This window comes from Polaromonas vacuolata, from assembly GCF_012584515.1.
Lineage (GTDB): Bacteria > Pseudomonadota > Gammaproteobacteria > Burkholderiales > Burkholderiaceae_C > Polaromonas > Polaromonas vacuolata.
In genome coordinates this window covers 1,561,943-1,585,121 of record NZ_CP051461.1, presented here as the reverse complement: position 1 = coordinate 1,585,121, position 23,179 = coordinate 1,561,943, and the positions used below count along the sequence as shown (strand labels likewise).

The 23,179-nt window shown below is 50.0% G+C and carries 19 protein-coding genes; 5 read left to right on the top strand and 14 right to left on the bottom strand.

What is annotated here, in order from left to right; translation table 11 throughout:
• The first annotated feature begins 103 nt into the window (after positions 1–103).
• The 3 genes from HC248_RS07235 (at position 104) to HC248_RS07225 (ending at position 1,682) form a co-directional block, all read left to right on the top strand.
• Positions 104–553: a DUF3429 domain-containing protein gene (locus HC248_RS07235; RefSeq protein WP_168921918.1), complete on the top strand. Its 450-nt coding sequence runs from the start codon at positions 104–106 to the stop codon at positions 551–553.
• Entirely contained in the window at positions 550–798 is a 249-nt protein-coding gene (locus HC248_RS07230) for a TIGR03643 family protein (RefSeq protein WP_168921917.1), read from the top strand. The genes HC248_RS07235 and HC248_RS07230 overlap by 4 nt, the downstream gene beginning before the upstream one ends.
• Positions 799–863: 65 nt before the next feature.
• Positions 864–1,682, top strand: a complete 819-nt coding sequence (locus tag HC248_RS07225) for a hypothetical protein (protein ID WP_238342754.1) — start codon at positions 864–866, stop codon at positions 1,680–1,682.
• A 47-nt stretch (positions 1,683–1,729) separates the two neighbouring features.
• Here the strand turns inward: HC248_RS07225 and HC248_RS07220 are convergent, their stop codons facing one another.
• The 12 genes from HC248_RS07220 to HC248_RS07165 all read right to left on the bottom strand — a co-directional run bounded on the left by HC248_RS07220 (position 1,730) and on the right by HC248_RS07165 (position 18,593).
• Positions 1,730–2,626, bottom strand: coding sequence for an EamA family transporter (locus tag HC248_RS07220; protein WP_168923729.1), 897 nt, complete (start codon positions 2,624–2,626; stop codon positions 1,730–1,732).
• A 173-nt stretch (positions 2,627–2,799) separates the two neighbouring features.
• Positions 2,800–5,073 (bottom strand): SbcC/MukB-like Walker B domain-containing protein, encoded by a 2,274-nt coding sequence (locus HC248_RS07215; RefSeq protein ID WP_202882435.1) that lies wholly within the window; start codon positions 5,071–5,073, stop codon positions 2,800–2,802.
• Positions 4,985–6,547, bottom strand: a complete 1,563-nt coding sequence (locus HC248_RS07210; RefSeq protein ID WP_168921916.1) for an AAA family ATPase — start codon at positions 6,545–6,547, stop codon at positions 4,985–4,987. Before HC248_RS07210 ends, HC248_RS07215 begins: the two co-directional genes overlap by 89 nt.
• Entirely contained in the window at positions 6,544–7,797 is a 1,254-nt protein-coding gene (locus tag HC248_RS07205; protein ID WP_168921915.1) for an exonuclease SbcCD subunit D C-terminal domain-containing protein, read from the bottom strand. The genes HC248_RS07210 and HC248_RS07205 overlap by 4 nt, the downstream gene beginning before the upstream one ends.
• Before the next feature lie 253 nt (positions 7,798–8,050).
• Positions 8,051–10,759 carry a bifunctional diguanylate cyclase/phosphodiesterase gene (locus tag HC248_RS07200; RefSeq protein WP_168921914.1) on the bottom strand — a complete coding sequence of 903 codons (2,709 nt, stop codon included), beginning with the start codon at positions 10,757–10,759 and terminating at the stop codon, positions 8,051–8,053.
• Positions 10,760–11,124: 365 nt separating this feature from the next.
• A complete protein-coding gene (locus tag HC248_RS07195) occupies positions 11,125–12,132 on the bottom strand; it encodes a glucokinase (RefSeq protein ID WP_168921913.1) in 1,008 nt (335 codons plus the stop codon).
• Between the two features lie 131 nt (positions 12,133–12,263).
• Complete coding sequence (locus HC248_RS07190) at positions 12,264–13,337, bottom strand: ABC transporter ATP-binding protein (protein ID WP_168921912.1); 1,074 nt, start codon at positions 13,335–13,337, stop codon at positions 12,264–12,266.
• A 5-nt stretch (positions 13,338–13,342) separates the two neighbouring features.
• Complete coding sequence (locus tag HC248_RS07185; RefSeq protein WP_168921911.1) at positions 13,343–14,197, bottom strand: carbohydrate ABC transporter permease; 855 nt, start codon at positions 14,195–14,197, stop codon at positions 13,343–13,345.
• A complete protein-coding gene (locus HC248_RS07180) occupies positions 14,187–15,068 on the bottom strand; it encodes a carbohydrate ABC transporter permease (RefSeq protein ID WP_168921910.1) in 882 nt (293 codons plus the stop codon). The genes HC248_RS07185 and HC248_RS07180 overlap by 11 nt, the downstream gene beginning before the upstream one ends.
• A gap of 29 nt (positions 15,069–15,097) precedes the next feature.
• Positions 15,098–16,348: an ABC transporter substrate-binding protein gene (locus HC248_RS07175; RefSeq protein WP_168921909.1), complete on the bottom strand. Its 1,251-nt coding sequence runs from the start codon at positions 16,346–16,348 to the stop codon at positions 15,098–15,100.
• A gap of 185 nt (positions 16,349–16,533) precedes the next feature.
• Positions 16,534–17,901, bottom strand: coding sequence for a sensor histidine kinase (locus HC248_RS07170; protein WP_168921908.1), 1,368 nt, complete (start codon positions 17,899–17,901; stop codon positions 16,534–16,536).
• On the bottom strand, positions 17,898–18,593 hold the full coding sequence (locus HC248_RS07165; RefSeq protein WP_168921907.1) for a response regulator transcription factor: 696 nt from the start codon (positions 18,591–18,593) through the stop codon (positions 17,898–17,900). The genes HC248_RS07170 and HC248_RS07165 overlap by 4 nt, the downstream gene beginning before the upstream one ends.
• Positions 18,594–19,112: 519 nt before the next feature.
• Between HC248_RS07165 and HC248_RS07160 the strand changes: the two genes are divergently transcribed.
• Entirely contained in the window at positions 19,113–19,832 is a 720-nt protein-coding gene (locus HC248_RS07160; RefSeq protein ID WP_168921906.1) for a hypothetical protein, read from the top strand.
• 216 nt (positions 19,833–20,048) lie between these two features.
• Here HC248_RS07160 and HC248_RS07155 read toward each other — a convergent pair whose 3' ends face one another.
• Entirely contained in the window at positions 20,049–20,537 is a 489-nt protein-coding gene (locus tag HC248_RS07155; RefSeq protein WP_168921905.1) for a cysteine hydrolase family protein, read from the bottom strand.
• A gap of 258 nt (positions 20,538–20,795) precedes the next feature.
• Positions 20,796–21,923: a TauD/TfdA family dioxygenase gene (locus tag HC248_RS07150; RefSeq protein WP_168921904.1), complete on the bottom strand. Its 1,128-nt coding sequence runs from the start codon at positions 21,921–21,923 to the stop codon at positions 20,796–20,798.
• A gap of 798 nt (positions 21,924–22,721) precedes the next feature.
• Here HC248_RS07150 and HC248_RS17950 point away from each other — a divergent pair.
• Complete coding sequence (locus HC248_RS17950) at positions 22,722–23,051, top strand: IS3 family transposase (RefSeq protein ID WP_420372015.1); 330 nt, start codon at positions 22,722–22,724, stop codon at positions 23,049–23,051.
• Positions 23,052–23,179: the final 128 nt, after the last annotated feature.

The following is a 23,179-nucleotide window of genomic DNA, read 5'->3' as shown; positions in this document are numbered from 1 at the left end:
GCAATGCAAGGACTCCCGACACCAAAGGCCCGCAGCCACAACAACCGCTAAGAATCCAGCAAAATCAAACAAACATTTACGATTGAAAAATAGTATTGACACCATGAGCACCACCACCAAAGAGCATCTGCCCCTGCTGCACTGGGCAGCACGTTTGGGCTACGCAGGCCTGATACCCTTTGTGGGTTTAGCGCTTGCTGCTTGGCTGGCCCCGCAAACCATGCGGGCATCAGCTGCTCACGCATTACTCGCTTATGGTGCAACCATTGCCAGTTTTTTGGGCGCTATCCATTGGGGTCTGGCCATGCGAGGAGCACTAACGCCAAAAATCAGCACCTTGGTATGGGGCGTTTTCCCCAGCTTGGTGGCTTGGATCGCACTGCTGCTGCCGCTCTCCCAAGGACTGATAACGTTGACCGTGGTGATTTGTGCTTGCTACGCCGTAGACCGAAGAAGTTACCCGATTTATGGACTAAAAGAATGGCTAACCATGAGGCTGCAACTAACTCTGGTTGCCAGCATTTGCTTATTAGCAGGAAGTTTTGCGATATGACATTTACAGACGCAGACATCTCACGCATTGTCGAGATGGCATGGGAAGACAGAACATCATTTGAAGCGATTCAAGCTCAGTTCGGGCTAAATGAATCCGGCGTGGTCAAACTCATGCGCTCACATATGAAGGCCAGCTCATTTCGCATGTGGCGTAAACGCATGGCAGGACGTGTGACCAAACATAGCGCGCTGCGCTCGACCGAAGTAGATCGCCACCGCGCCAGTCACACCCGTCAAGCCTGAATCTAGAGAAAGAGCGCAACTAATCTGAGCTTACTCAGCCGCCATCGCGTTAACAAAAAATACCCATGCAAGTCGCCCGAAAAATCACGGTCATGCTGCTTATCGCGGCCGCAATTGCTTGTGCTTGGCTGGCGCCCATGGATGGGCCAGCGAAAAGCCAAGTCGATGCAGGACTCAAGCGCGCCTTGGTCAGCTTTGCCACTGCAAGAGCGCTCAATGCCGTCATTTCTGTGGCTCAAGGAACAGAGGCCTCGATTCAACCCTTGGGCGTAGGCGTTACCTTAACGCCCGGACAAGTGTTAGAGCCGGTCAACAATTTGGTGGAGCAGTTTTCTAATTTGATGCTTGTCGCAAGCGTCATATTTGGTATTCAAAAAGTTTTGATCAGCATTGGCAGCTACTGGCCACTATCGGCTTTAGTCACACTCGCCGCGCTAACTTGGGCTTGGTGTTATTTATGCCAATCACACCCGCCCGCCTTGCTGTCACGATTGTTGCTAATTCTTCTTATGCTTAGATTCGCCGTTCCAGTGGTGACGATAGGCACTGATATGTTGTGGCAAAAATATCTAGCCGCCGACTACGCCGTCAGTCAAAACTCAATCAGCACAACATCAGGCCAAGCCGACCAACTCAATCCAGTAGCGCAAAGCACAGCGAGCAGCCAAAGCCTAGTAGAAAAAATGAAAGGCTGGTTCGATAAAAATGCTGACGTCAGCGTGCACTTTCAAAATTTAAAAGCCGCCGCAGAGCAAGCCGTCGAGCACATCATCAAACTGATTGTGATTTTCGTGCTTCAAACGCTGGTTATTCCGTTGCTGATGTTTTGGTGTTTGTACGGTGTTATCAAGCGCACTGTCGAGTGGCCTAGCTTAACCAAATGATGCCTAGCTTTTAGCAACCCCTAGCTCGTCAACGCGCACCCAATAACTCACATCAAGACCACTGCTGGCGCACTTTTGACTTGATCACGTCGTGCCGTCGCCGAACTACCCAGAGCAGCCATCATGATGCAGACAACGGCTAGCCATTGCAGCCAAGTCAAATACTCATCGAGAAAAAATAAACCCATTAGCGCAGCGACGGCTGGCTCCATGCTGGTCATGATGCCAAAAGCTTTTTGAGGCAGACGCTTTAAAGCGACCATTTCTAAAGAAATCGGTATGGCACTAGACACAGCCGCTACGCCGAGTCCAAACAGCAAGATTTTGGGGTCAAGCAAAGCACTGCCCGCATGCCAGACACCAAACGGCACAACCGTGATGGCCGCCACAGTCAGCCCCAAAGCCACAGAATGTCCCGCATGTAAGTGAGACAAGCGTTTGCCAAACACAATATAAGCGCCCCAACACACGGCTGCGGCAAATGCGTAAAGCATGCCTTCAACATCCAAACTAGTCACATTCACTGCGCTATTGCCTAAAGGTATTAGCAAGGCCAATCCCACAACAGCCAGCGCCAGCCATACAAAATCAATCGGTTTACGCGAATAGGCCATAGCCACGGCAAGCGGCCCAGAAAACTCAATCGCTACCGCCACACCAAACGGAATAGTCCGCAAAGACATGTAAAACAGCAGATTCATAAACCCCAGCGCCACGCCGTACTTAACAACAGAGACGGCATCAACCCGCGAGAGCGGCCAGCGCCATGGTCGCCACAGCATTAACAACAGCAAAGCTGAAAAACCCACGCGCAATGCAGTAGTACCCAAAGAACCGACATGCGGAAAAAGCTGCTTGGCAAAAGAAGTCCCAATACCCAAGGCAGTCACAGAACCCAAGAGCGCAAGAATCGGTAAGAGCTTAGAAAATCGCGTCAATGTCATACGTAGAACATAACCGATTACCCGCCTTAAAAAGCCTTGCATTGAACTGAGCCGATTCAAAACAGCGGTGTCTTACGTATCTGAATAAACCCAGCGCAATTGAGATGGTCAGACACAAGCCAGTGAGATTAAGTCCCATTAAGCAGACCTCAAAGTTAACCCTAGAGACTGCGTTAACTCACCACGACCTTGCTGACTCCGCCCGCCATACGCTGAACTTGAACGCGGGTGTTGATGCGCTCAGTCATTTCCTGCACATGCGAGATCACGCCGACCTTGCGACCCTGAGCTTGCAGCTTATCCAAAGCCTCCATGGCCAGCAGCAAAGCATCGGCATCCAAACTGCCAAAACCTTCATCAATAAACAATGACTCGACACGCACTTGATGCGATGACAGCGATGCCAAGCCCAACGCCAGTGCCAATGAGACCAAAAATGATTCGCCGCCAGACAAAGAATGCACAGAGCGCACTTCGTCGCCCATGTCTTGATCGACGACTAGCAAGCCCAAAGAGTTTTTGATGCGTTGCAAACGGTAGCGCTTGGTCAGACTTTGCAGATGACTATTGGCATAACCCAGCAAAATATCCAAGGTCATTTGTTGGGCAAAGTTGCGAAACTTTTTACCATCGGCAGAGCCAATCAATTCACCAAGTCTGGCCCACAAATCTGTACGCGTCGATTGCAATTGAATTTTTAGACGTAAGTCATTGGTAGCGCCCAAGCGCTTGTCATCCTCGGCCAGTGCAATTCGTAAAGCAGTTAAGGCTTCGCTAACGGCTAACAAAGTTTTCTCTAATTCAGACAATTTATTAGCAACGCTAAGCACATCCTCGGATGTGGAGCAGACCGCTTGATGGCGGGTCAAGTTCAGACTTTGCTGAGTCAACACCGCTTGAGCGCTAGCAAGCGCAGTGTCAATTTCTTGCAGTTCAATGCGCTCTGTCACTGCCCAAGCCAGTGGGACATCTAACCAACGCTGCAAGTGCTCAAGTGAGCAACTAGTACCTAGCTCAGCGACATCAGTGCGAGATTGAAATGAGTCGCACCACACATCAAAATTAGTTTGCGCTTGAGACAACTCATAGTTACTGCTAACTACCTGAGCAACACTTTGACGCGTCACTTCAACCAAACGAGTGTGCTGACTAGACGATTGCTGGCTAAGTAATTGAAAATTAGTTTGTGCCTGACGCGCTAAAGCTACTGCATTATTAAAATTCGCCTCAATGTCTTGCGTGCTTTTCCCGTCAAACAATGCTTTACGCTTTTCCCGAATGATTTGTAAAACCAATTCTTGGTGGCTGCATTGATCGCTCTGATCCGTCAAGGTTTGGATATTTTTCTTAAGCGCCAAAGTTAAGGATTCAAGCGCATTACCCAGCAGTTGAATGTGACTAAAAAATTCAACTGAATTTTTTTGTTTGCTATTCCAGCTAAACACATCTTTTTTACATTGCGCTACAAAAGTGCTGGCGTCCTGTCTCCAGCTTTCTTGCCAGCGTGCATCGACAAAACCGTTGCTAATTAGCAGTAGTGTGCTTTCGATTTGAGGCGTTAATTCGGCTATCTGCTGCACAACGGATTGCAGTGCTTGGTGATTAATTTTTTGTTCTTGCGTTAGCGAATCAAACGTCTCTTTTTGACTTTGTAATGCCAATTGAGATTTATCTTTGGCGACTTGAAGCGTTTCTTTTTCCTGAAGCGCTTTTTGAAAACCAATCTCTTGAGCAGTCAACTTTTCCAAGTGAGAGGTGATAACAACTAAAGCCGAATCTAAGCAGACTTGAATATCATTTTCAGCAACCAGTACAAGCTCAGCACGCATAGCGTGCTGAACCCATTCCGCTTGAAATTTAAGCGTAGTGTTATCCGACACAAGACGTGTAGCACTGAGTTGTTCAAGTTGGGTTTGAGCAGATGAAAGTGTGCTTGATAAAATACCTATACGGGTGATCAGCGCTTGGCTCTCATTGCGTTTATTTGTCACATTATTTTTTAACGCTATCAAGGCAGCGTCTTGATACGGGAGATGGACAGCATAAGGATGCTCAAGTCCACCACACACCGGACAGGCCAGACCCGCTTGCAGTTGTTCCCGCAAACCTTCGGCGCTTTCACTCGCTACCAATTGTGCAATTTGCAACGTTTGCTCTACCGATGCGCAATCACGCGCCAACATAGGCGCTAAAGCTTGCGCAGCTTGAAGTTCACTTTCGATTTTTGAGACACTGACTAATTGAGTTTGAGACTGCTGCTCAAGCTGATTTGAATTTGTCTTTTGCGTATGGATTCTCATCCACAACGCAAGCGCAGTGACGACTTGTTCACGCCGCTGATTGAAAATTTGTTTTTTTTCAAACATTTGTGGCGCATGAAACAAAGCCAGAGCTTGGCCTGACGCGATCAACGATTCGACCGCCGCATCGTAGTGTTTTTTTTGCAATGCCCAATGCTTGCTCGACACTTATCCATGTGCTGGCCAAGCTCTCCGCTTTGTGGGTGAAAAATACCTGTTGAGTGCGCGCTTTAGCCAGGTTAGCAAGGTCATTGCCAGCTTGTGCAAATAGCGTTTCAAAACGCTGCCAGCCGTCAGCCAAAGGTCGCAAGTGAAGGTGTTGGGCCAACCACTGCTCAGTCTGTGCATGCTCAGCTTGCGCTTGCTGCAATTGAGTCTGCTTTTCGCTGAGCTGTGTCTGGCTAACATCACGCATTTTGACGGCTTGATTTTTCGCTTCAAGCGCCGCAGTCATTGGGGCTTGCAAGGTATTAATTTGCACATCTAGCGCTTTAGCCTGATCGAGCTGCGGCTGTGCCAACGCGTGATCCGTCTCAGCACTGGCAGTTAGCGCTTGTGCAGCTGTCAGCTCAGCTGCGTGCGCGGACGCTTTCATCGCCGCATCGTCTAACGCAAGACTGGCTTGCTGTGTCTGAACTTGGTATTTTTCTAGCTCTGCTTGCAAACGCTGCAGCGCATGCCGCAAAGGGCGTGCTTCTTGCACTTGGTCAATTTGGAATAACTCAGTTTTGCGTGGCTGAGCATTATGCTTTTCTAATTCAGCCGCCGTTTGTGCATACTTGGCAAGATTCACAGCATCGGTCAAACTTGCAAAATTCTGATGCCAGCGAAGCTGGTCTTCAAGCGCCGTTTTTTCTGTCCCTAAATCTTTGACTTCTAAGCTTTTGCTTTGTGCTTGCGCCTCATGTGCGGCGCGCAAATCAGCTGACAAGGGTGCTTGCATCTCAAGCTGAATATTCAATTGCTCAAGCTGATTTTTTTCGTCCTTCATGCGTTGATAGGCGCGCACAGAGAGGTCGGAAAATTGTGACGTACCGGTCAGGGTTTGCAGTAGTTCAGCGCGCTCATCGTCGCTTGCCTTAAGAAACGCTGCAAAATCGTTTTGCGCCAACAGGACGGCGCGAGTGAATTGCTCAAAGCTAAGGCCAATGGCTTTTTCGATACGCTTTAGCGTTTCGGTTTTACGTTGATCGCCCAAGGCTTGACGGTCTGCAATACGCGTGAATGTCATCTCACTGGCTTGCAGTTTTCCATCCCCCTTAATACGTGCCCGGCGCACACTCCAGCGGGACCGGTAAGCTACACCATCGCTGCCGATAAAGTCTACTTCTGCATAGCCCTCGCCAGCACCTCGACGCAAGATGGTGCGCGTATGCCCTGGGCTGATATCGTTCTCGCCCACATCGGGAATATTTTCTCCGTTAGTTTTAGCGAATCGAAGCCGCGGTGTTTTTTCATACAAGGCTAGGCAAAGCGCATCTAGCAAAGTGCTTTTACCCGCGCCAGTCGGGCCGGTAATCGCATATAAACCGGCAGAGCGCAGAGGCTCTGTTTGGTAATTAACTTCAAACTCTGCGGACAGTGAGGCAAGGTTCTTGCCGCGAATGGCTAATATTTTCATGCAGCTTGCGCCCCATCATCTGATGCGCTACTTATCAATTCATTAAACGCTGCTAACAAGTCTGGCGGCGGGGATTCGTTATAGCGATAACGGAACAAATTACTAAAAAAATCTGCTGGGGCCAACGCATTCAAATCGTCAATCGATACTGCCGCTGCTGCGTCCGAAAACACAGCTTTGTTATAGCTTGTCTCTATGCGCGCCAAGCGCACTGGCTTGTCACGCAATGCCGCATCAATTTGCGCGCGCAAGCTCGGTTCTGGTTGAGTCAGTAATACGCGCACTTGCAGATAAGGCCAAGCAGCTTCTTCGCCATCAGTCAGCTCTAGTGCATGCAGTGCTGCCAAGACGTCTTCTAAAACAGCGGGCTGCTTTGGCACGCGTATTAATGCCACGGACAAGGGGACAGCAAGCGGTCTAACTGCTTGAACTTTTTCACCGACTAAGTCAACGATGACCACTTGATGTGGGTAATTGATCTCTGCAAAAGACATGGGAATAGGACTGCCGCAATAGCGCCTAGTGGCATCGCCACCGATTTGTTGCGCCAAGTGCAAATGTCCTAGCGCCACATAGGCAATCTGCGGCGCGAAAATACTCGACGATAAAGCTTGTGCACCGCCTATGAGAATGTTGCGCTCAGAACTCTCTGAAATTTTTCCGCCGCTAACGTGGCAATGTCCAAGCGCGACTATGGCTTGATTTGGCTCACGCTTGCGGCTAGCCAGATCAAACGCGCTGGCATAAAGAGCGGTCACACCCGCATCGAAAGCATCCTCAGAACCTTGAACGCGCGGCACATCACTGGTGCGCAAAAAAGGCATGGCAATACACCAAGCGGCAACACTGCCGTCTTGGCGTTTTAAGGGCACGACCAATCGATCAATGTCGGCTGAATCACCCACCTGCCCGGCTTGACTGACCTGACCAATCACGCAAGCGTTAATCAGCGCCAAAAACGGTGCAGGTGCTTCAAGTCGCCCCGGTGAGTCATGGTTACCCGCCGTCATCACGATATTGAGATGCGGCACACGCTGGCGCGCTTCAGTCAAAAACGCATACAGCTGCTTTTGCGTGGCCGCCGAAGGGTTGGAATTATCAAACACATCGCCGGGAATTAGCAGCGCATCGACCTGCTCAGCGACCAGTGTGTCAAGAAGCCAAGCCAAAAAACATGCGTGTTCGTAGTGACGATCGAATTGATGCAAGGTCTGGCCAAGATGCCAGTCGGAGGTGTGAAGAATTCTCATGTGGTGTTTTTTAAAGTCTCGGGCAAGTCGACGGAAATTAGCTATTGTAAAAATATGATTTTTGAAGCTCGGCGCCGACCTGAGCTTGCTACATCTTCAAGTAATTGATGTTGTTCTGATTGCGTGCATTGGATGCATTGACGACCACGAATTACTTGGGCTACGTAAAACTAATGGCAGAGCCGTCACAAGCTAGCGCCATATTTTTATACGCTAATCGATCACAAAGACCATCCCTTAGTCAGCTAGCCGTTCAAGCTGTCCAGATCGCCTTTTCTTGCCAACTCTTCACCCACGTTTGCATGGCTTCTGCGGGCATTGGGCGTGCAATGCCGTAGCCTTGTGCCAAATCGCAGCCAATACTGAGTAGCAAGTCACCATGGGACTTGGTCTCAACACCTTCTGCAATCACATCGCGCTGAAAGACATTGGCCAGGCTGATCACACCTTGGACTATGGCCAGATCACCAGCTTGCTCTGTCATATTACGCACAAAGCTCTGGTCAATCTTGAGCATCTCCGCGGGTAAATGTTTGAGATAAGTCAGCGATGAATACCCGGTACCAAAATCATCCAGCGCAAACGTCACGCCCAAGGCTTGACACGCCCGCATAGTGGCGGAGACCTTGGTAATGTCGTCTAACGCGCTGGTCTCTAGTATCTCCAGCCGCAAGGAATAGGGCGTTACTTCAGGGTGAGCCGCTAACAAAACGCCTAAGCGTTCCGGAAAATCTGCTTGTTCGAGTTGTAGCCCTGCTATGTTGACGCTCACCGGCAATACCAGTCCCTGTGAATGCCAAGCTGTTATTTGGGTTAATGCGGTGTCAATCACCCACTCACCCAAAGCAATGCTGACGGGCTGACCTTCAATCTCGGGCAAGAAAGCGGCTGGGGGTAGCAAACCTTTCTCGGGATGCATCCAGCGAATCAGCGCCTCGGCTCCTATCACTTTGCCGGTGCGCATATTGACCTTGGGCTGATAGTAGAGAACAAACTCGTTGGCAGTTAGTGCAGCACTAAATTGTTGCAAGGCGACTTGCTTATTTTGAATCGACGCATCAATAGCCACATCAAAAAGCCGATAACAATTTTTACCCGCTTGCTTGGCCATAGACATAGCTTGATAAGCATGACGCGCGAGCGTGTCTGCGTCCACATCGTCCTGGGGGAAAAAACTCACACCAATACTGGCTGACATATGCAGTGCCGACGGAGTTTGTACCGCGCCAACAGCCATGCCAGTGGCAAGCTTGATCGGCAAGGCGACGGCGGCCAAAAGGCCTTGGATGCTAGAAAAATAATCGTCTGTCTGCGTTTGCCCCATGAGTACCGCCACAAACTCGTCCCCGCCTGCGCGGGCCAAAATATCACCCTCACGCAATACGCTCTTGAGATTGGCACTGACGGCGAGTAGTACGGCATCACCGTTCTCATAACCATAGGTGTCGTTAATCGTTTTGAGGTTGTCTAGGTCGAGATACAAAACCGCCAACATCTGCTGATTCTGCCGACAGTTATCAATCGCTAGGCGCAACTCTTGTCTAAGTAACAAGCGATTTGGCAGGCCTGTCAAAGCGTCGTAATGGGCGATGTATTCAAGCTCGCTTTGGTGCAACTTACTGGCGCTGATGTCAGAGAAAAGCGCCACGTAATGCTGCGTCACGCCGGCTTCGTCCAGCACAGCGTTGATATTCATGGCGTGGGCATAGACCTGCCCGTTCTTGTGTTGGTTCCAGACCTCGCCACTCCAGTGGCCGTGCGTAGTGATATCGCGCCACATGGCGGCATAAAACGCCGAGTCATGATGACCAGACTTAAGAACGCAATTTTTTTTCCCCAAAGCTTCATCACGGCTATAGCCTGTGATGACAGTAAAAGCATCGTTCACATCAATCAAGCAGCCGGTTAAGTCGGTGATGAGTATGCCTTCGCTGGCGTTGCTAAACACGCTGGCAGCGCGCTGAAGGCGGCTCTTAGACAATTCTTCATTGGCCAGAAAGTGCCGGTAGTTGGCCTGATGAGACATCAACGCAAAAGCCATCATTAGTAAAACGCCCAAGGTCGCGCCACCCACAGCCCCCACGTCCCGCCACCAAGGCGCATAAACGTCATTTAAAGGACGGCTCACCATTACACCGAGTGGATAGTTTGGATGTAGGTTGGTAAACCGCGCTTCCCGTAACGCCAACATACGCACATCGCTGGTCAAAGGCATAGGACCCGAATACACATTTTCTATCTGAGCACTTTTGGCGGCCTGCGAAAAATACGAGTTGGGGCCGGCTATGGTCTGTCCTATCAGCGCACTTTTTTCTAAGGGCGCAAGCAGAAACACCGTGCCATTTCCGTGGTGAACCTCAGCCACCATATTCGGCGCATAAAGCACAGAATTGAGCAAACTATGAAAATAAGTGGGATCCATCAAAGCAGCCACCACACCTGCAAATTTACCGTTAGACCCCGACAGCATGCGCGATACGGCTACGCTATAAGCGCCAGTAGTAGTCTTAAAAGGCGGCGATATAAACAAGATATCGGCACTCGGGCGTTCTTTGACCGAGCGAAAATAATCTTGCTCACTGATATTTATTAACGAGCTGTAGAGATCGGTCTGACTGGTCGCTCGCAAGCGTCCATTTGCATCGACCGCCAGTAAGAGCTGAACCATGGGCATGGCCTCATCAACAAAAGACAAGTGATTGTTCAGCTCTTTTTCAGAAACACCCTTGCTAATTTGACTCTCTACATTGCGCAAAGCCTGACTGATGGACTTCAAATTACGCTCTAGACTGGACTCCACTACCAGGGTCGCCGAAAGTAAACGCTGCTGCTCAATAAGTGTGATCGTCAAGCGTCTGTCGTATAAAATTCCTGACAAAGCCCCAATCACCACCAACGTGACTAAAACAAATACCAACCATTGCTGCTGTATGTACGTAAACGTGCGGGTGACAGTTTTCATGCAAAAAAATGTTTGTTTTTATTAATGAACTTACAAGTTATTTTCGCCTCATTCCGACTGCAGTTTTAAGAATCCTTTATTGACCGGCAAACACTAGTATTTTTAGATTATTAAAATTAAGTCATTGGGTAAAAAATTCACAACCCGATAACAGTTAACGCGCTATAAAAGCATAGTAAAAAAGCCACGTATGTTCCGAGCTTTAAAGATAACTTAGGGATGTGACGCAAAGTTTTGCGTGCTGAAGGCGGCTACGCAGCAAGCGCAGCAAACAATCAAACTTTTAACCCAAATGCAGTTGAAAATTGGAGACTGCTAAGAATGAAAAGTACTCATCACATGATAACCGCCAAAGTCTGCCGAGTTCACCACTGCGTGAGCGACAAAGCCTGTGATGCGCCTTGCAGAGCGGGAGAGACCGGACTCTGAATCACCCAAGTGGGAATGGCTTGCATATAGGATTTAAAGCGGCCTTTGTCTTCAAAACGGGCACGAAATGGCGAGGCTTTAAAGCGCTCACCGAGACGCGGCACTATGCCGCCGCCTATATAAATGCCGCCGCGTGCACCCAGTGTTAATGCTAGATCGCCCGCGACGCTGCCTAAAAAACCGCAAAACATGTCGAGTGCTTGATTCGCGCTGGACAAGGGCAGGTCTTGCGCTCGCGCCATCACGTCCGCCGGCGTGATGATTTCACGGCCCTCACCCGAATTAATAGCGCATAGCGCGTGATACAAATCGACCAAGCCAGCGCCAGAAACAATGCGTTCCGCCGACACATGGCCATAGCGTTTTTGCAACTGCTGTATGACTGAAAATTCTAAAGCAGTGGTGGCGCTCAGGCTTACATGGCCGCCTTCTCCAGCAATTGGAAGCCATTTGTTTTGATAGCCCAGCGGCAACAAGCCCGACACACCCAGTCCTGTCCCCGGCCCAATCAAACCGATGGCCGCATCCAATGCAGCTTGACCACCACCCACAGCGTATTTTTGCGACTCGGGTAATTGCGTGAGCGACAAAGCCAGCGCGGTGAAATCGTTGAGCAGCAAAAACCGCGCAAGACTTAAATTTTCACGCAGAGCAGTGACCGAAAATTTCCAATGGTGGTTAGTCATAGCAACGCTGTCCCCAGTAACAGGGTTGGCAATACCAAAGGCGGCGCAAGGCGGTGGGCTCAAACCTTGCGCTCGCAAATAGCTTTGTGCGGCGTCCAAAATAGAGGCATGTTCTGCACACGGCAGCACTTGTACATGGCTGATTGCACTGTCTTCGCTGGCTTGCCAACCAAAGCGAGCATTGGTGCCGCCAATGTCGCCCAGCCAGCGCGGATAGGACGCTGGGCTGACTACATTGGGATCGCGCGATTCAAACATGGATCAAGTTTTCTCTCTAGGCTCAAACCTTGGCATTCGGTGTTGGGCAAATGATTTTTTAAAACTAAGAACAGTGCTGGCCTGTCAGCAAAATTTTGCGGCAGCACGCGACGTGCAATCGCAGGGCTAAATCACACTATGCGGTGGCCGCTCTGCACATCAAACCAGTTGCTGTGCTCAGAGCTCACGCTCAGCCCGGTGGTCTCGCCAACCTTAACCGGCGTATTCGGCGGCACTCTTACCGTGATTAGCCCGACAGCTGTTTTAACCACTACATAAGTATCTGCGCCCGTTGGTTCGACCAACATGACTTCGCCGCGCCATGGCGCATCCGCGTTAAGGTGTATGTGCTCGGGCCGCTGACCCAACATGCGCGCACCAAAGGGCAGCGGGCGATCTAACAGCAGTGCAGCGTCATCAAAAGAAAAAACATTTCCTGCGTTTGAGCTCGCCACATTTCCAGTGATGAAATTCATAGTCGGTGAACCAATAAAGCCGGCCACATAGGTATTGGCGGGGCGCTGGTAAATATCGTCGGGCGTGCCGATTTGCTGCAACACACCGTCTTTCATCACCGCAATACGACTGCCCAAAGTCATCGCCTCTATCTGGTCGTGCGTGACATACACACTCGTGATACCGCTAAGCTGATGCAGGCGTTTGATCTCTGCGCGCATTTCAACCCGCAGCTTAGCGTCCAAGTTGCTTAAAGGCTCATCAAATAAAAATATCTGCGGGTCACGCGCCAAAGCACGCCCCATGGCAACGCGCTGGCGCTGACCGCCAGAGAGTTGTGCTGGACGACGCTCTAACAAGTGCTCGATTTGCAACATGGCAGCTACCTCGGCAATGCGTTTGACACGCGCCGGTTTGGGCACTTTACGCATCTCTAGTGCAAAGCCGATGTTGTCGGCAACACTCATGTTTGGGTAGAGTGCATAGCTCTGAAACACCATGGCAATATCGCGTTTTGCAGGCGCTACGCCGACAACGTTTTTGCCAGAAATATAGAGTTCACCTTCGCTGGGTTCTTCTAAGCCGGCGATGATGTTGAGCAAAGTAGATTTGCCGCAACCCGAAGGCCCGACCAGAATCAAAAATTCGCCCGGTGCGACTTCTATATCTATTTTTTTAAGCACTTCCACGGCCTTATCGGCTTTGCCATAGACCTTGCGAATGCCTGCAATTTTGAGTGACGCTGCCATGATTTTTATCCTTTCACAGCACCGGCTGTGAGTCCTTTGACGAAATATTGTCCTGCCAGCACATACACCAGCATGGTGGGGAGACCGGCGATCACAGCAGCGGCCATGTCAACGTTATAGCTTTTCACGCTGCTAGAAGTGTTGGCCATATTATTCAAGCCAACCGTAATTGGCTTGCTGTCAGCGCCGCTAAACGCAACCCCAAACAAAAAGTCGTTCCAGATATTGGTGAATTGCCAAATTAAAGTGACCATCAAAATAGGCGTCGACAGCGGCAGCACTATGCGCCAGAAAATACGCCAAAAACCTGCGCCATCAATGCGCGCTGCGTTCACCAATTCTCTGGGAATAGCGGTGTAGTAGTTACGAAAAAACAGCGTAGTTCCTGCCATGCCGGCCAAGCAATGCACCAGCACCAAACCGCCTATCGAGCTGGACAAGTTTAGAAAACCTAGCACCTGACTCATAGGCAGCAACACCACTTGAAACGGCATAAAAACGCCGAACAATAAAAAACCAAACAGCAACTCGCTGCCTTTGAACTTCCACAAACTCAGAACGTAGCCGTTGATCGCGCCCCAAGCAGTAGACAGTAGCACCGCCGGAACCGCCATAGTCACCGAATTCCAAAAGTAAGGTTGCAGACCACGGCAGTCAACTCCCGTGCAGGCCGATGACCAGGCTAAGCCCCAAGCATCGAAGTTGATGGAAGTCGGCAGACTGAGCAAATTACCGCTACGAATTTGCGCCGCATCTTTGAGCGATGTCGCCAACATCACATAAAACGGTGCCAAGAAAAATAAGGCGGCGATAAGTAGCACCGCATAAAGCAGCGTGCGAGAAATGTATTTAGCGATCATGGGCTTTGGCTCGCAGTTCACTGTAAAGATAAGGCACAACAATCGCGGCGACCGTGGCTAACATCATGGTTGCGCTGGCCGCGCCCAAACCAATTTGACCGCGCGTAAAACTCATCACATACATAAAAGTCGCCGGCACATCGGTGGCATAACCGGGTCCACCGTTGGTCAGCGCCATCACCAAGTCAAAACTTTTGATAGACAAATGCGCCAACACCAAGACGGTAGAAAACACCACAGGGCGCAAGATGGGCAATAAAATTCTCCAGTAAATGCGCGGCAGCGATGCGCCATCAATTTGTGCAGCCTTGATGATGCTGTCATCTATGCCGCGCAAGCCGGCCAGAAATAAAGCCATGGCGAACCCCGCCGACTGCCAAACACCGGCAATCACCACGCAATAAATAGCCAAGTCACTTTGCACCAGCCAATCAAAATGAAAACTGCTCCAGCCCAAATCGTGCATCAGTTTTTCTAAACCTAAGCTGGGGTTAAGAATCCATTTCCAAGCAGTACCGGTAACTATGAATGACAGCGCCATCGGGTACAGATAAACAATCCGCAAAGCGCCCTCACCTCTGACTTTTTGGTCTAGAAAAATCGCCAGCAGCATGCCAATCAACATCGAGCCGCCGACGTAAAGCAAACTAAAAATTCCCAAGTTTTTCAGCGCTACCCACCAACGATCCATTTCAAACAACCGCTGATACTGAGACAGACCGACGAACTCGTCGTAGTTAGGCAGCATGCGTGAGCCGGTGACTGACAGCACACCGTTCCACACCATGAAGCCGTAGATAAAGGCAAAGCCCAACACAAAAGCCGGTGAAATGACCAGTTTGGGTAGCCACGTTTCTAGATTGATTTTCATGCTAATTTAGGAGAGCAAAAAACGCAGATTTATTTATAACTGGCGGCAGCAGCAATTTGCTTTTGTGCGTCGGCCACAGATACTTTGTCATCATTCCAGAACTGACTGACCGCATCTTTGATAGCGCCTTCTACCGCCGGACTAACCGCCATGCCGTGGGCTATTGAAGGCTGTAATCCACCCGTTTTAGCGGTTTCTACAAAATCCTTGCTGGACTGTTTAGCGCAGTCATCGAACTTAGCCATATTCATGTTTAAACGCACCGGAATCGAGCCCTTATTCAGATTAAAAATCTCCTGAAATTGCGTGCCCATAATGGCGGCGGCCAAATCAGCTTGGGCTTTTTGCGCCTCAGCATTTTTGAGTTTGAACATGGCGAACGAGTCCACATTGAAAGTAAAAGCATTGGCCGTGCCGGGCGCCGCAGCGCACAGAAAATCTTTGCCCGGCACTTTGCCAGCCGCAATGAATTCACCCTTAGCCCAGTCACCCATGAACTGAAAACCGGCTTTGCCCTGCATCACCATGGCGGTCGCTAAATTCCAATCGCGGCCGGGAGAAGCCGCGTCGGTATAGCCCTTGATTCTGCGAAAAGTTTCCAGCGACTTTTTCATGGTCTCACCGGTTAACGCTTTTTGATCGAGTTTAACGAAGGCATCGTTATAAAACTTGGGGCCGCCCACGCCCAGCGCGACGCTTTCAAAAGTGGTGAAATCTTGCCAATTTTGACCACCGTGGGCGACTGGAATCAGCCCGATTTTTTTGATTTTTTCAGCCGCTACAAAAAACTCGTCCAAGGTTTTTGGCATGCCTAAGACACCGGCTTTTTTCAGCACAGCAGCGTTGCCCCATAACCAGTTCACGCGGTGCACATTGACGGGAACAGCCACGAAATTGCCTTTGTACTTCATGACGTCCGCCACTACCTTGGGCAACAAGCTGTCCCACTTTTCGGCTTGGGCCACCGCATTGATATTGGCCAGTACGCCTTCAGCCGCCCATTCCTGAATCGCTGGGCCTTTGATTTGTGCGGCTGCGGGCGGGTTGCCCGACACCACGCGGCTTTTGAGCACAGTCGCCGCGTTGTCGCCGCCGCCGCCGGCGACGGCGAAATCTTTCCAAACATGGCCTTTGGCTTCCATGATTTTTTTCAGTTCAGCAACCGATTTGGCCTCGCCGCCAGAAGTCCAGTAATGCAAAACCTCAACCTCACCGGCCATAGCCGCCGTGCCGACAACAACAAAGGAAATGGCCGCAGCCAGCTTGGAGAGTTTCAACATATTGATTCCTGATAGTGATACGCCGCGTGTACTGACGTCTAAGGCGCTAGGTTTTTTGATTCTGGATAGCAGTACGCCACCGGAATTAATTAATTATTAATTAATTTAAGACCAAGCCTCATGGGACTTACCCTAGGCTGGCTAAAAACCAAACACGCTGATCTAGCGGGCAAAGCTGACTCAGCTTAGAACTGCAGTGATACCCGCAAACCCTGAGGTTGCGCCTGCGTCACACTGACCTGACCGCCGTGACGCTGCGCAATTTCTTGCACTATGGCCAAGCCCAAGCCACAACCACCGGGCAAATCGCTGCCGCGCCAAAACCGTTCAAAAACATGTTCGCGCTGCGCTTGATTCAAGCCCAGGCCGTTGTCTTCTACCGCCAGCACCAGATGCGCCGCTTCTTGATGCACTGACACGGTCACGGTGGGTTCGCTGCCAGCTTGACTGCTCACGCCGTAACGCAAGGCGTTGTCTATTAGATTCATCACGGCTTCGCGCAGCAAAGTAGCCGAGCCATGCATAGTGGCGTGCGCTTGGCCCTCATAGCCAAGATCAACTTTCATAGCGACAGCGCGCGGGCTTAGTTCACGCGCGATGTCTTGCGCCAATTGCGCTAAGTCGACTTGCGCCATGGGCACTTCTGAGCCACTGCGCGCCAAGGCCAGCAACTGGTTCACAAGGCGTGCACTTCGCTGCGCCCCGGCATGCACTTTATGCAAACGCGCCTTAATCAAAGCCGCATCACTTTCATCTAACGCCAGTTCAGTTTGATTAATCAGTCCAGCCAATGGCGTGCGCAATTGATGGGCGGCGTCGTCAATAAAGCGCTTTTCTTGACTCATACTGCGGCGCACTGCCGCCAGCAGGCGGTTGATTGCGTCGACCAGTGCATGCACCTCTGTAGGTGCAGTGGTGAATTCCAGCGGGGTGAGGTCGGCCGCCGAGCGTTGCTTGAGTTGCCTTTCCAGCCGGGTCAGCGGCGCCATGCCGCGCCGAATGCCGGCATACACCAGCACGCTGAGCGCCAAGCCAAGTAGCAGCAAGGGGGCGAACAAATCGCTCACCAATTCTTTAGCAATGCGTTCCCGCGCGATATAACTTTTAGCCAATTGAACGCGCAGTATTTGCGGGTTATCGGCGTCCCCATAAGCAACATCCAAGGCGACTGCGCGCATGGGCTTGGCGTCGATTTCCATGCGATAAAACACCAGCTGACCAAGCGCAGACCCGGACGGTGGCGCCGCTATTTTTTGATTTCCCAGTAGAAATTTCCCCGGCGGCGACGACACCATATAACTCACGCGGTCCACCGGGTCTTCCTCAAGAATGGCTTGCGCCGCCTTAGGAAAATCCACTAGTAGTCCAGAACCCATGGGCTTTATTTGGCGTGCCAATGAGCGTACTGATTGCGTGAGCGATTGGTCTAAGCCTTTTTCAGCGTAATTAAGCGCCACCCGATAAGTCAAAATGCCACCCCCTAGCCAAAGCACGAGCTGGGGCAATAACAGCCACAGCAAGAGCTGGCGCCGTAGCGACAAGCCGTGTTTCACACCGGCTCCAACATATAGCCAAGTCCGCGAACATTGCGAATGTTTAGATTCGAGCCCAGCAACTTTCTGCGCAAGCGGTGAACATAGACCTCTAATGCGTTCGATGCAGTAGGTTCGGCAGAATCATGTTGCCAAGCAGACGCCACGTCTTCACGGCTAACCACTTGGTTAAGGCGCAGATGCAGCAAGCCCAGCAACTCCCATTCGCGCTGCGTCAAGTCTTGAACTTGGCCATAAATCCAGACCCGCGGCAATTGGCTGTCAATCTGCAGACATTGCGTAGCGTCTGGCGTGGTGATCGCCCGGGTCTCCGTATTAAAAGCCGGCAAGCGCGCGCGCCGCAGCAGCGCTTGCACACGGGCTGCGAGTTCGGCATTGTTAAAAGGTTTGGTGAGGTAGTCGTCCGCCCCTTCAAGCAAGCCTTCCACGCGGTCATTCACACCGTCCCGAGCCGTCAATATCATCACTGGCAGATTTTCAAAATGCTGACGTATCCAGCGCAGCAAGCTCATCCCGTCCAGCTTGGGCAAACCCAAATCAAGCAACACTGCGTCGATAACTTGATCGGTCAGCACAGTTTGCGCAGCCAAACCGTCAGCGCTGCTGCAAACCGTATGGCCAGTTTGCTTGAGCAGGTCGGTAAGACCGTCGCGCAGCAAATCGTCGTCTTCAATAATTAATAAGTGAGCCATTGTCTGAATTTACCGCATCTGGTGCGTTGGTAGCTGCGTTGAATCGCTTGGTTTGGACCAAAGGGGACGCGTATGACAAGACCATGGCCGAGAGTTTCATTGTCAATTTGATTATTTGATCATTGCCCAGCGAACGTGTAAGACCAAGACCGGGGCGCGACTGAGCATATTGTCTTGGATTGAAATCAAGAAGCCCAATGTGTCCATGGAAATAAGTAGAGTCCAACGCCGAGACTGAGTTTTGTCGCCACAATGAAAATTTAGAAACGTGGTGAATACGTTTTAATGAGCAGAGACGGCAACTGAGCACGTGTTGAATTACCCAACCGACGACATCACAGAAGCAAGCAAGCCATGCAACTAAGACCTACTTTGTAAAGAAAAGATTAGTCATTTTTTTGTCTATGCTTGGGCTCACAATCAATACCATATTGAACACGTGAAAAAAGTCCTGCATTCAATTGACGCTCACCCAGAAGCGAGCGAATTTCTTAACTGCCCCCAACCGTTAGGCCTTTAATGACAAAGATCTCCGACGAGCAGCTTGCGTTCGAAATCGAAGACGTGATCCGATCAATCCCGCGGCTACAAGACTTCTCAGGCAACCCGGATTTATGTGTTCCATGGCTTGGCCGCGCCAGCGCAACGATGAACGCCTGGGACCCCTGTAGAGCGATTATTCACTTTGAACCACACGTCTTTATTCTCACAAAGACCGGAAACTACGACTTCAGCACTGAGCGCAGAGCGCTACTTATTGAGCTTCATCACGCTAAAAGTAATCTGCGACTTAAAAACGCAGAGCCCATCTCCATCGGCGTTCAAACTGGGCATGCCTTTGACTATTGCGCTGAAGTAAGCCAACTCATCAAAACAGCAAAATTAGATTTGTTCTTCATTGACGCCTATACCGATGCCGATTTTGTCAGCCGGTATCTTCCACACGTTCCCCGCGGTACTAAAGTGCGAATCCTAGCGCGCGAGAAACTGCCAACTCTGCGCCCCGCCATACAAGTGTTTGCGGCACAAGCACAGATAGAGATTGAAATTCGAAGTGCGATTGGATTTAATGATCGCTACGTGCTGGTCGACAAGGTGTCGTGCTACCAATCAGGCGCTTCCTTCAAAAATGGAATCAAAAAAGCGCCCACTTCCCTTACGCAAATTACTGACGCATTTATCGCGGTTCAAACAACCTACGAGCAGCTATGGGTGCAAAGCGATCCGGTATGGCCGTGAGGCTTAATCGTGCGCTCAAGCTAAATGTCGAAAAAGTGCAGCGTATATTATTTTTATATTTGCCGTCATTAAAAAGGCAAAAGGGATATCCATGTTGATGGTCGCCGTTAATGACCAAATCCTGAGGTAATAGTTGCGCAATATTAAAAAGGGATGTCCCTTTTGCGCTTAGCTACGCAGGGCTTGCTAGAACTCGATATCACGTAAGGATTTGTTCTACTCCACGCGACAGCGAGCGCTCAGACCTTGCAGGGCCAGGTCGCTCAAGGCTTTGGCGGGGGCGGCACAGCCTTTGGCGATGATGTGAACCTTCATGTCGCGCGCTTGCGAGGACAGAGCCGTGTGGGTAACGCAGTGCTGGGTCATCATGCCGGTGAGATAAAGGTCGGTGATGCCAGCGTCGCGCACGATTTGCTCCAAATTCGTTTTGAAGAAACTGTCGGCTTCACTTTTTACGACGATGGGCGCATCACCCAATGCGGCAGCGACAGCGCTGTGAATTTTCACACCTTCGGTATCGGGCTTGAAAAGGGGGGAATCTGGAGTGCTGACGTGCTGCACCCCTATCACCAGCCAGCCATCGCGTTTCGCTTGCTCAATGGCCTCCACAGCACCTTTGCAAGCTTCGTCGGCATTTTCCAAAGTGAACGCGCCACCAGGAAAGTAATCATTCTGAATATCGATAACGATCAATGCTTTTTTCATTGGGTTTCCTTTTGTTGGGTTAGAAAGACCGCCTGAACTTTCAGGCAAATTTGTTTCATCAGAACTTAATGACAAAAAAAGACAAGCGGGACATCCATGTTAATGGTCGTCGTTATTAATCAAATCCTGAGGCAATAGTTGCATAGTTCTAAACGGAGTGCTGAACGTGGATGCCATTTATATTATGGTTTTCGGCGCCAAAGGCAAAGTTAGTTCACACTATTTCGAGTGACATTAATATGTTTACTTATGAAATTGCTATGCAATGGCAACGTCAGTTTCGTGCATCAATAGCCGCAGACGCGAAAAGAATTCACCCCGGTCTACATAGCATCCATGAAGGTGCCGAAATCCTGTGGATGGATCAAAAGCATCCCGTCCATGCAGAACGCGCCGGTTATCGAATACGACCATCTCGCCCGCTTTCAATTTCAATGTGAGGCGGTATTTTGGATCTCGTGTTTTGGCCATAAAGGCTCGGTAAGCACGGTAATAGGCAGGCATGATCTCAGCAGGCATGTCGAAAATGCCAGCCAAATGCGCGTTGTAGCGGATCTCGATGACTTCGCCTTTAGATCCAAGCGTGATGACTGGTCTATAAACTCCAATATCCGCATTTTCATCATGAAAACGGAAAGGAATAGCGACGTCGCACAACAGCTGAAACGCCTCTTGATCTTCAATCCTAAGGTCCTCAGCCATCGCAAAACCATCCGCAAACAGCGATCCCCCACCCACAGCTTCGTTGGCCAAGCAATGCAAGAATTGATAACCTGGAGGCACTTCTTGGTTGGGCAAATCGGTGTGAAGGGGCAAAGCAACTGAAGTGTAGGCAAGGTTGTTTGGATCGGGTTTATTGACGACCTCAAATGTGGATCCGAAGTTTGTGATCCGTAAAAAGCCGATCCGTTCAGCAATCTCGACACCTGCATTTGTACGATCTTGTAGCTGGTCAACGATTGTTAAACCAAATTTTGCAGTGTCTTGCATCCAGTTTTTAAGCGCAAAATCGTCTGCAAGAATGAAGGCAGCCGCGTGACGTGAGATGTTTGCCGCACCGTGATCTGCACGCCAATGCTGCGCAGATATGTCGGCAGCGTCAAATCTTGATTGGCCCGGACGATGCGCGTTCAACAATGAAATAGGCATGCGGCTAATATGACCATCGGCATAGATCAGCACGGCTGTTTCGCCGTCAATTGCGGCCGACGTTAGGATTGGTGCTTCGTCAATTGACAGCAGATCGAGCAAGCGCTCATGGGTTTCTGCATGCAAACCAGAGGGGCAATTATCGCGCAGCCAGATGGTTGGAAAAGGTGTGCTGGTGCTGTCAGTCCAAGTCACGACAAGCGTGTCGGTACGGGCCGTAAGAGTCGTTATATTCATAGGTATACATATTCATTTAATGTTTCAGGAAATTATTCAACGGTAATTAAACGCAGGGCGGCGGCCACCAATCCTGTGTCTTGCCGTAGGGCGATCCAGCGGCGTGTCCTCTGGACAACTGATCTTGCCCCTGTTTTCCATACTTCATAGCTACTCATTATGCGGACTTACTGACATCCTTACTTGTTGCTGGGCCGCGATACAGTGATCTATCAAACATTATTGAGCTGACGTAGAGCAATGTTGAGTGCAATTTCTAGTAGTTGTAGAACGTCAACCAACCCATCAGTTCATCCCTGTCATGGGGCCACGTGGGTAACTAGATTTAGTCAAATTAATGAACAGCAAAAAATAAAAAGGAAATAAAAGGGACTTCCAAAAAAGCACGTCCATGTTTAGCACGCGCAAATATCGCCTCAGGATTTTCCCCGCAACGGCGCTATTAACGTGGCTGACTCTTTTCTTGTGATCGATAGAATCTGGTTTTAGTTTGTGTCTTAGAAATCGATGAATAACGTGGTTTAAAACACATGCCAACTTTCACTGGATTAAATAAGTTCGCTGCCACGCTTCATAGCATAAATTGTCTTTAAGTACGCTTCAAGCTTGGAGCTAACAAAGGGACATCCAAAGCAAGCAACCACTTTTAGCAATGCGCGAAATTAAAGTGGAAGACGAAAGGGACATCTATCTTGATGATCGCCATTAATGACCAAATCCTGAGGCAATAGTTGCGCAGTGCTAAACGTGGATGTCCCTTTTGTGGCCATTCTTACCAGGGGAAAACCTACTGGCGCGATGGTTCACACCGATCAGGGATCGCAATACGTGTCGAACGCGTACCGCAAAATACTCAGAGAAAGTTTACTTATTCTAAGCATGAGTAGACGCGAAAATTGTTGGAGTACGCCATTTAACGCCGTAGCAGAATCATTCTTCGCCACACTGAAAAAGCAAGCTATTCACGGTGAATACTTTGCAACCCGAGAGCTAGCTAAGCAGGCAGTCTTTGAATACATAGAGGCTTATTACAATCGCATTCGCAGGCATTCAACCGTTGGCTGGCTAAGCCCACTTAACTTTGAAAATCTGTATTACCAATCTTTTGAGGACTCTGCTGTCCATTAATTTGACTAGGTTCAAAGCGCCATGAAGACTTAATTTAAGTGGATGATCAGTCGATCAAGTTTGCAATATCTTTACCTTCTGTCGGCCAAGAACTGTTGCTGAATCGTGCAACGCGTAATTCCGTTTCA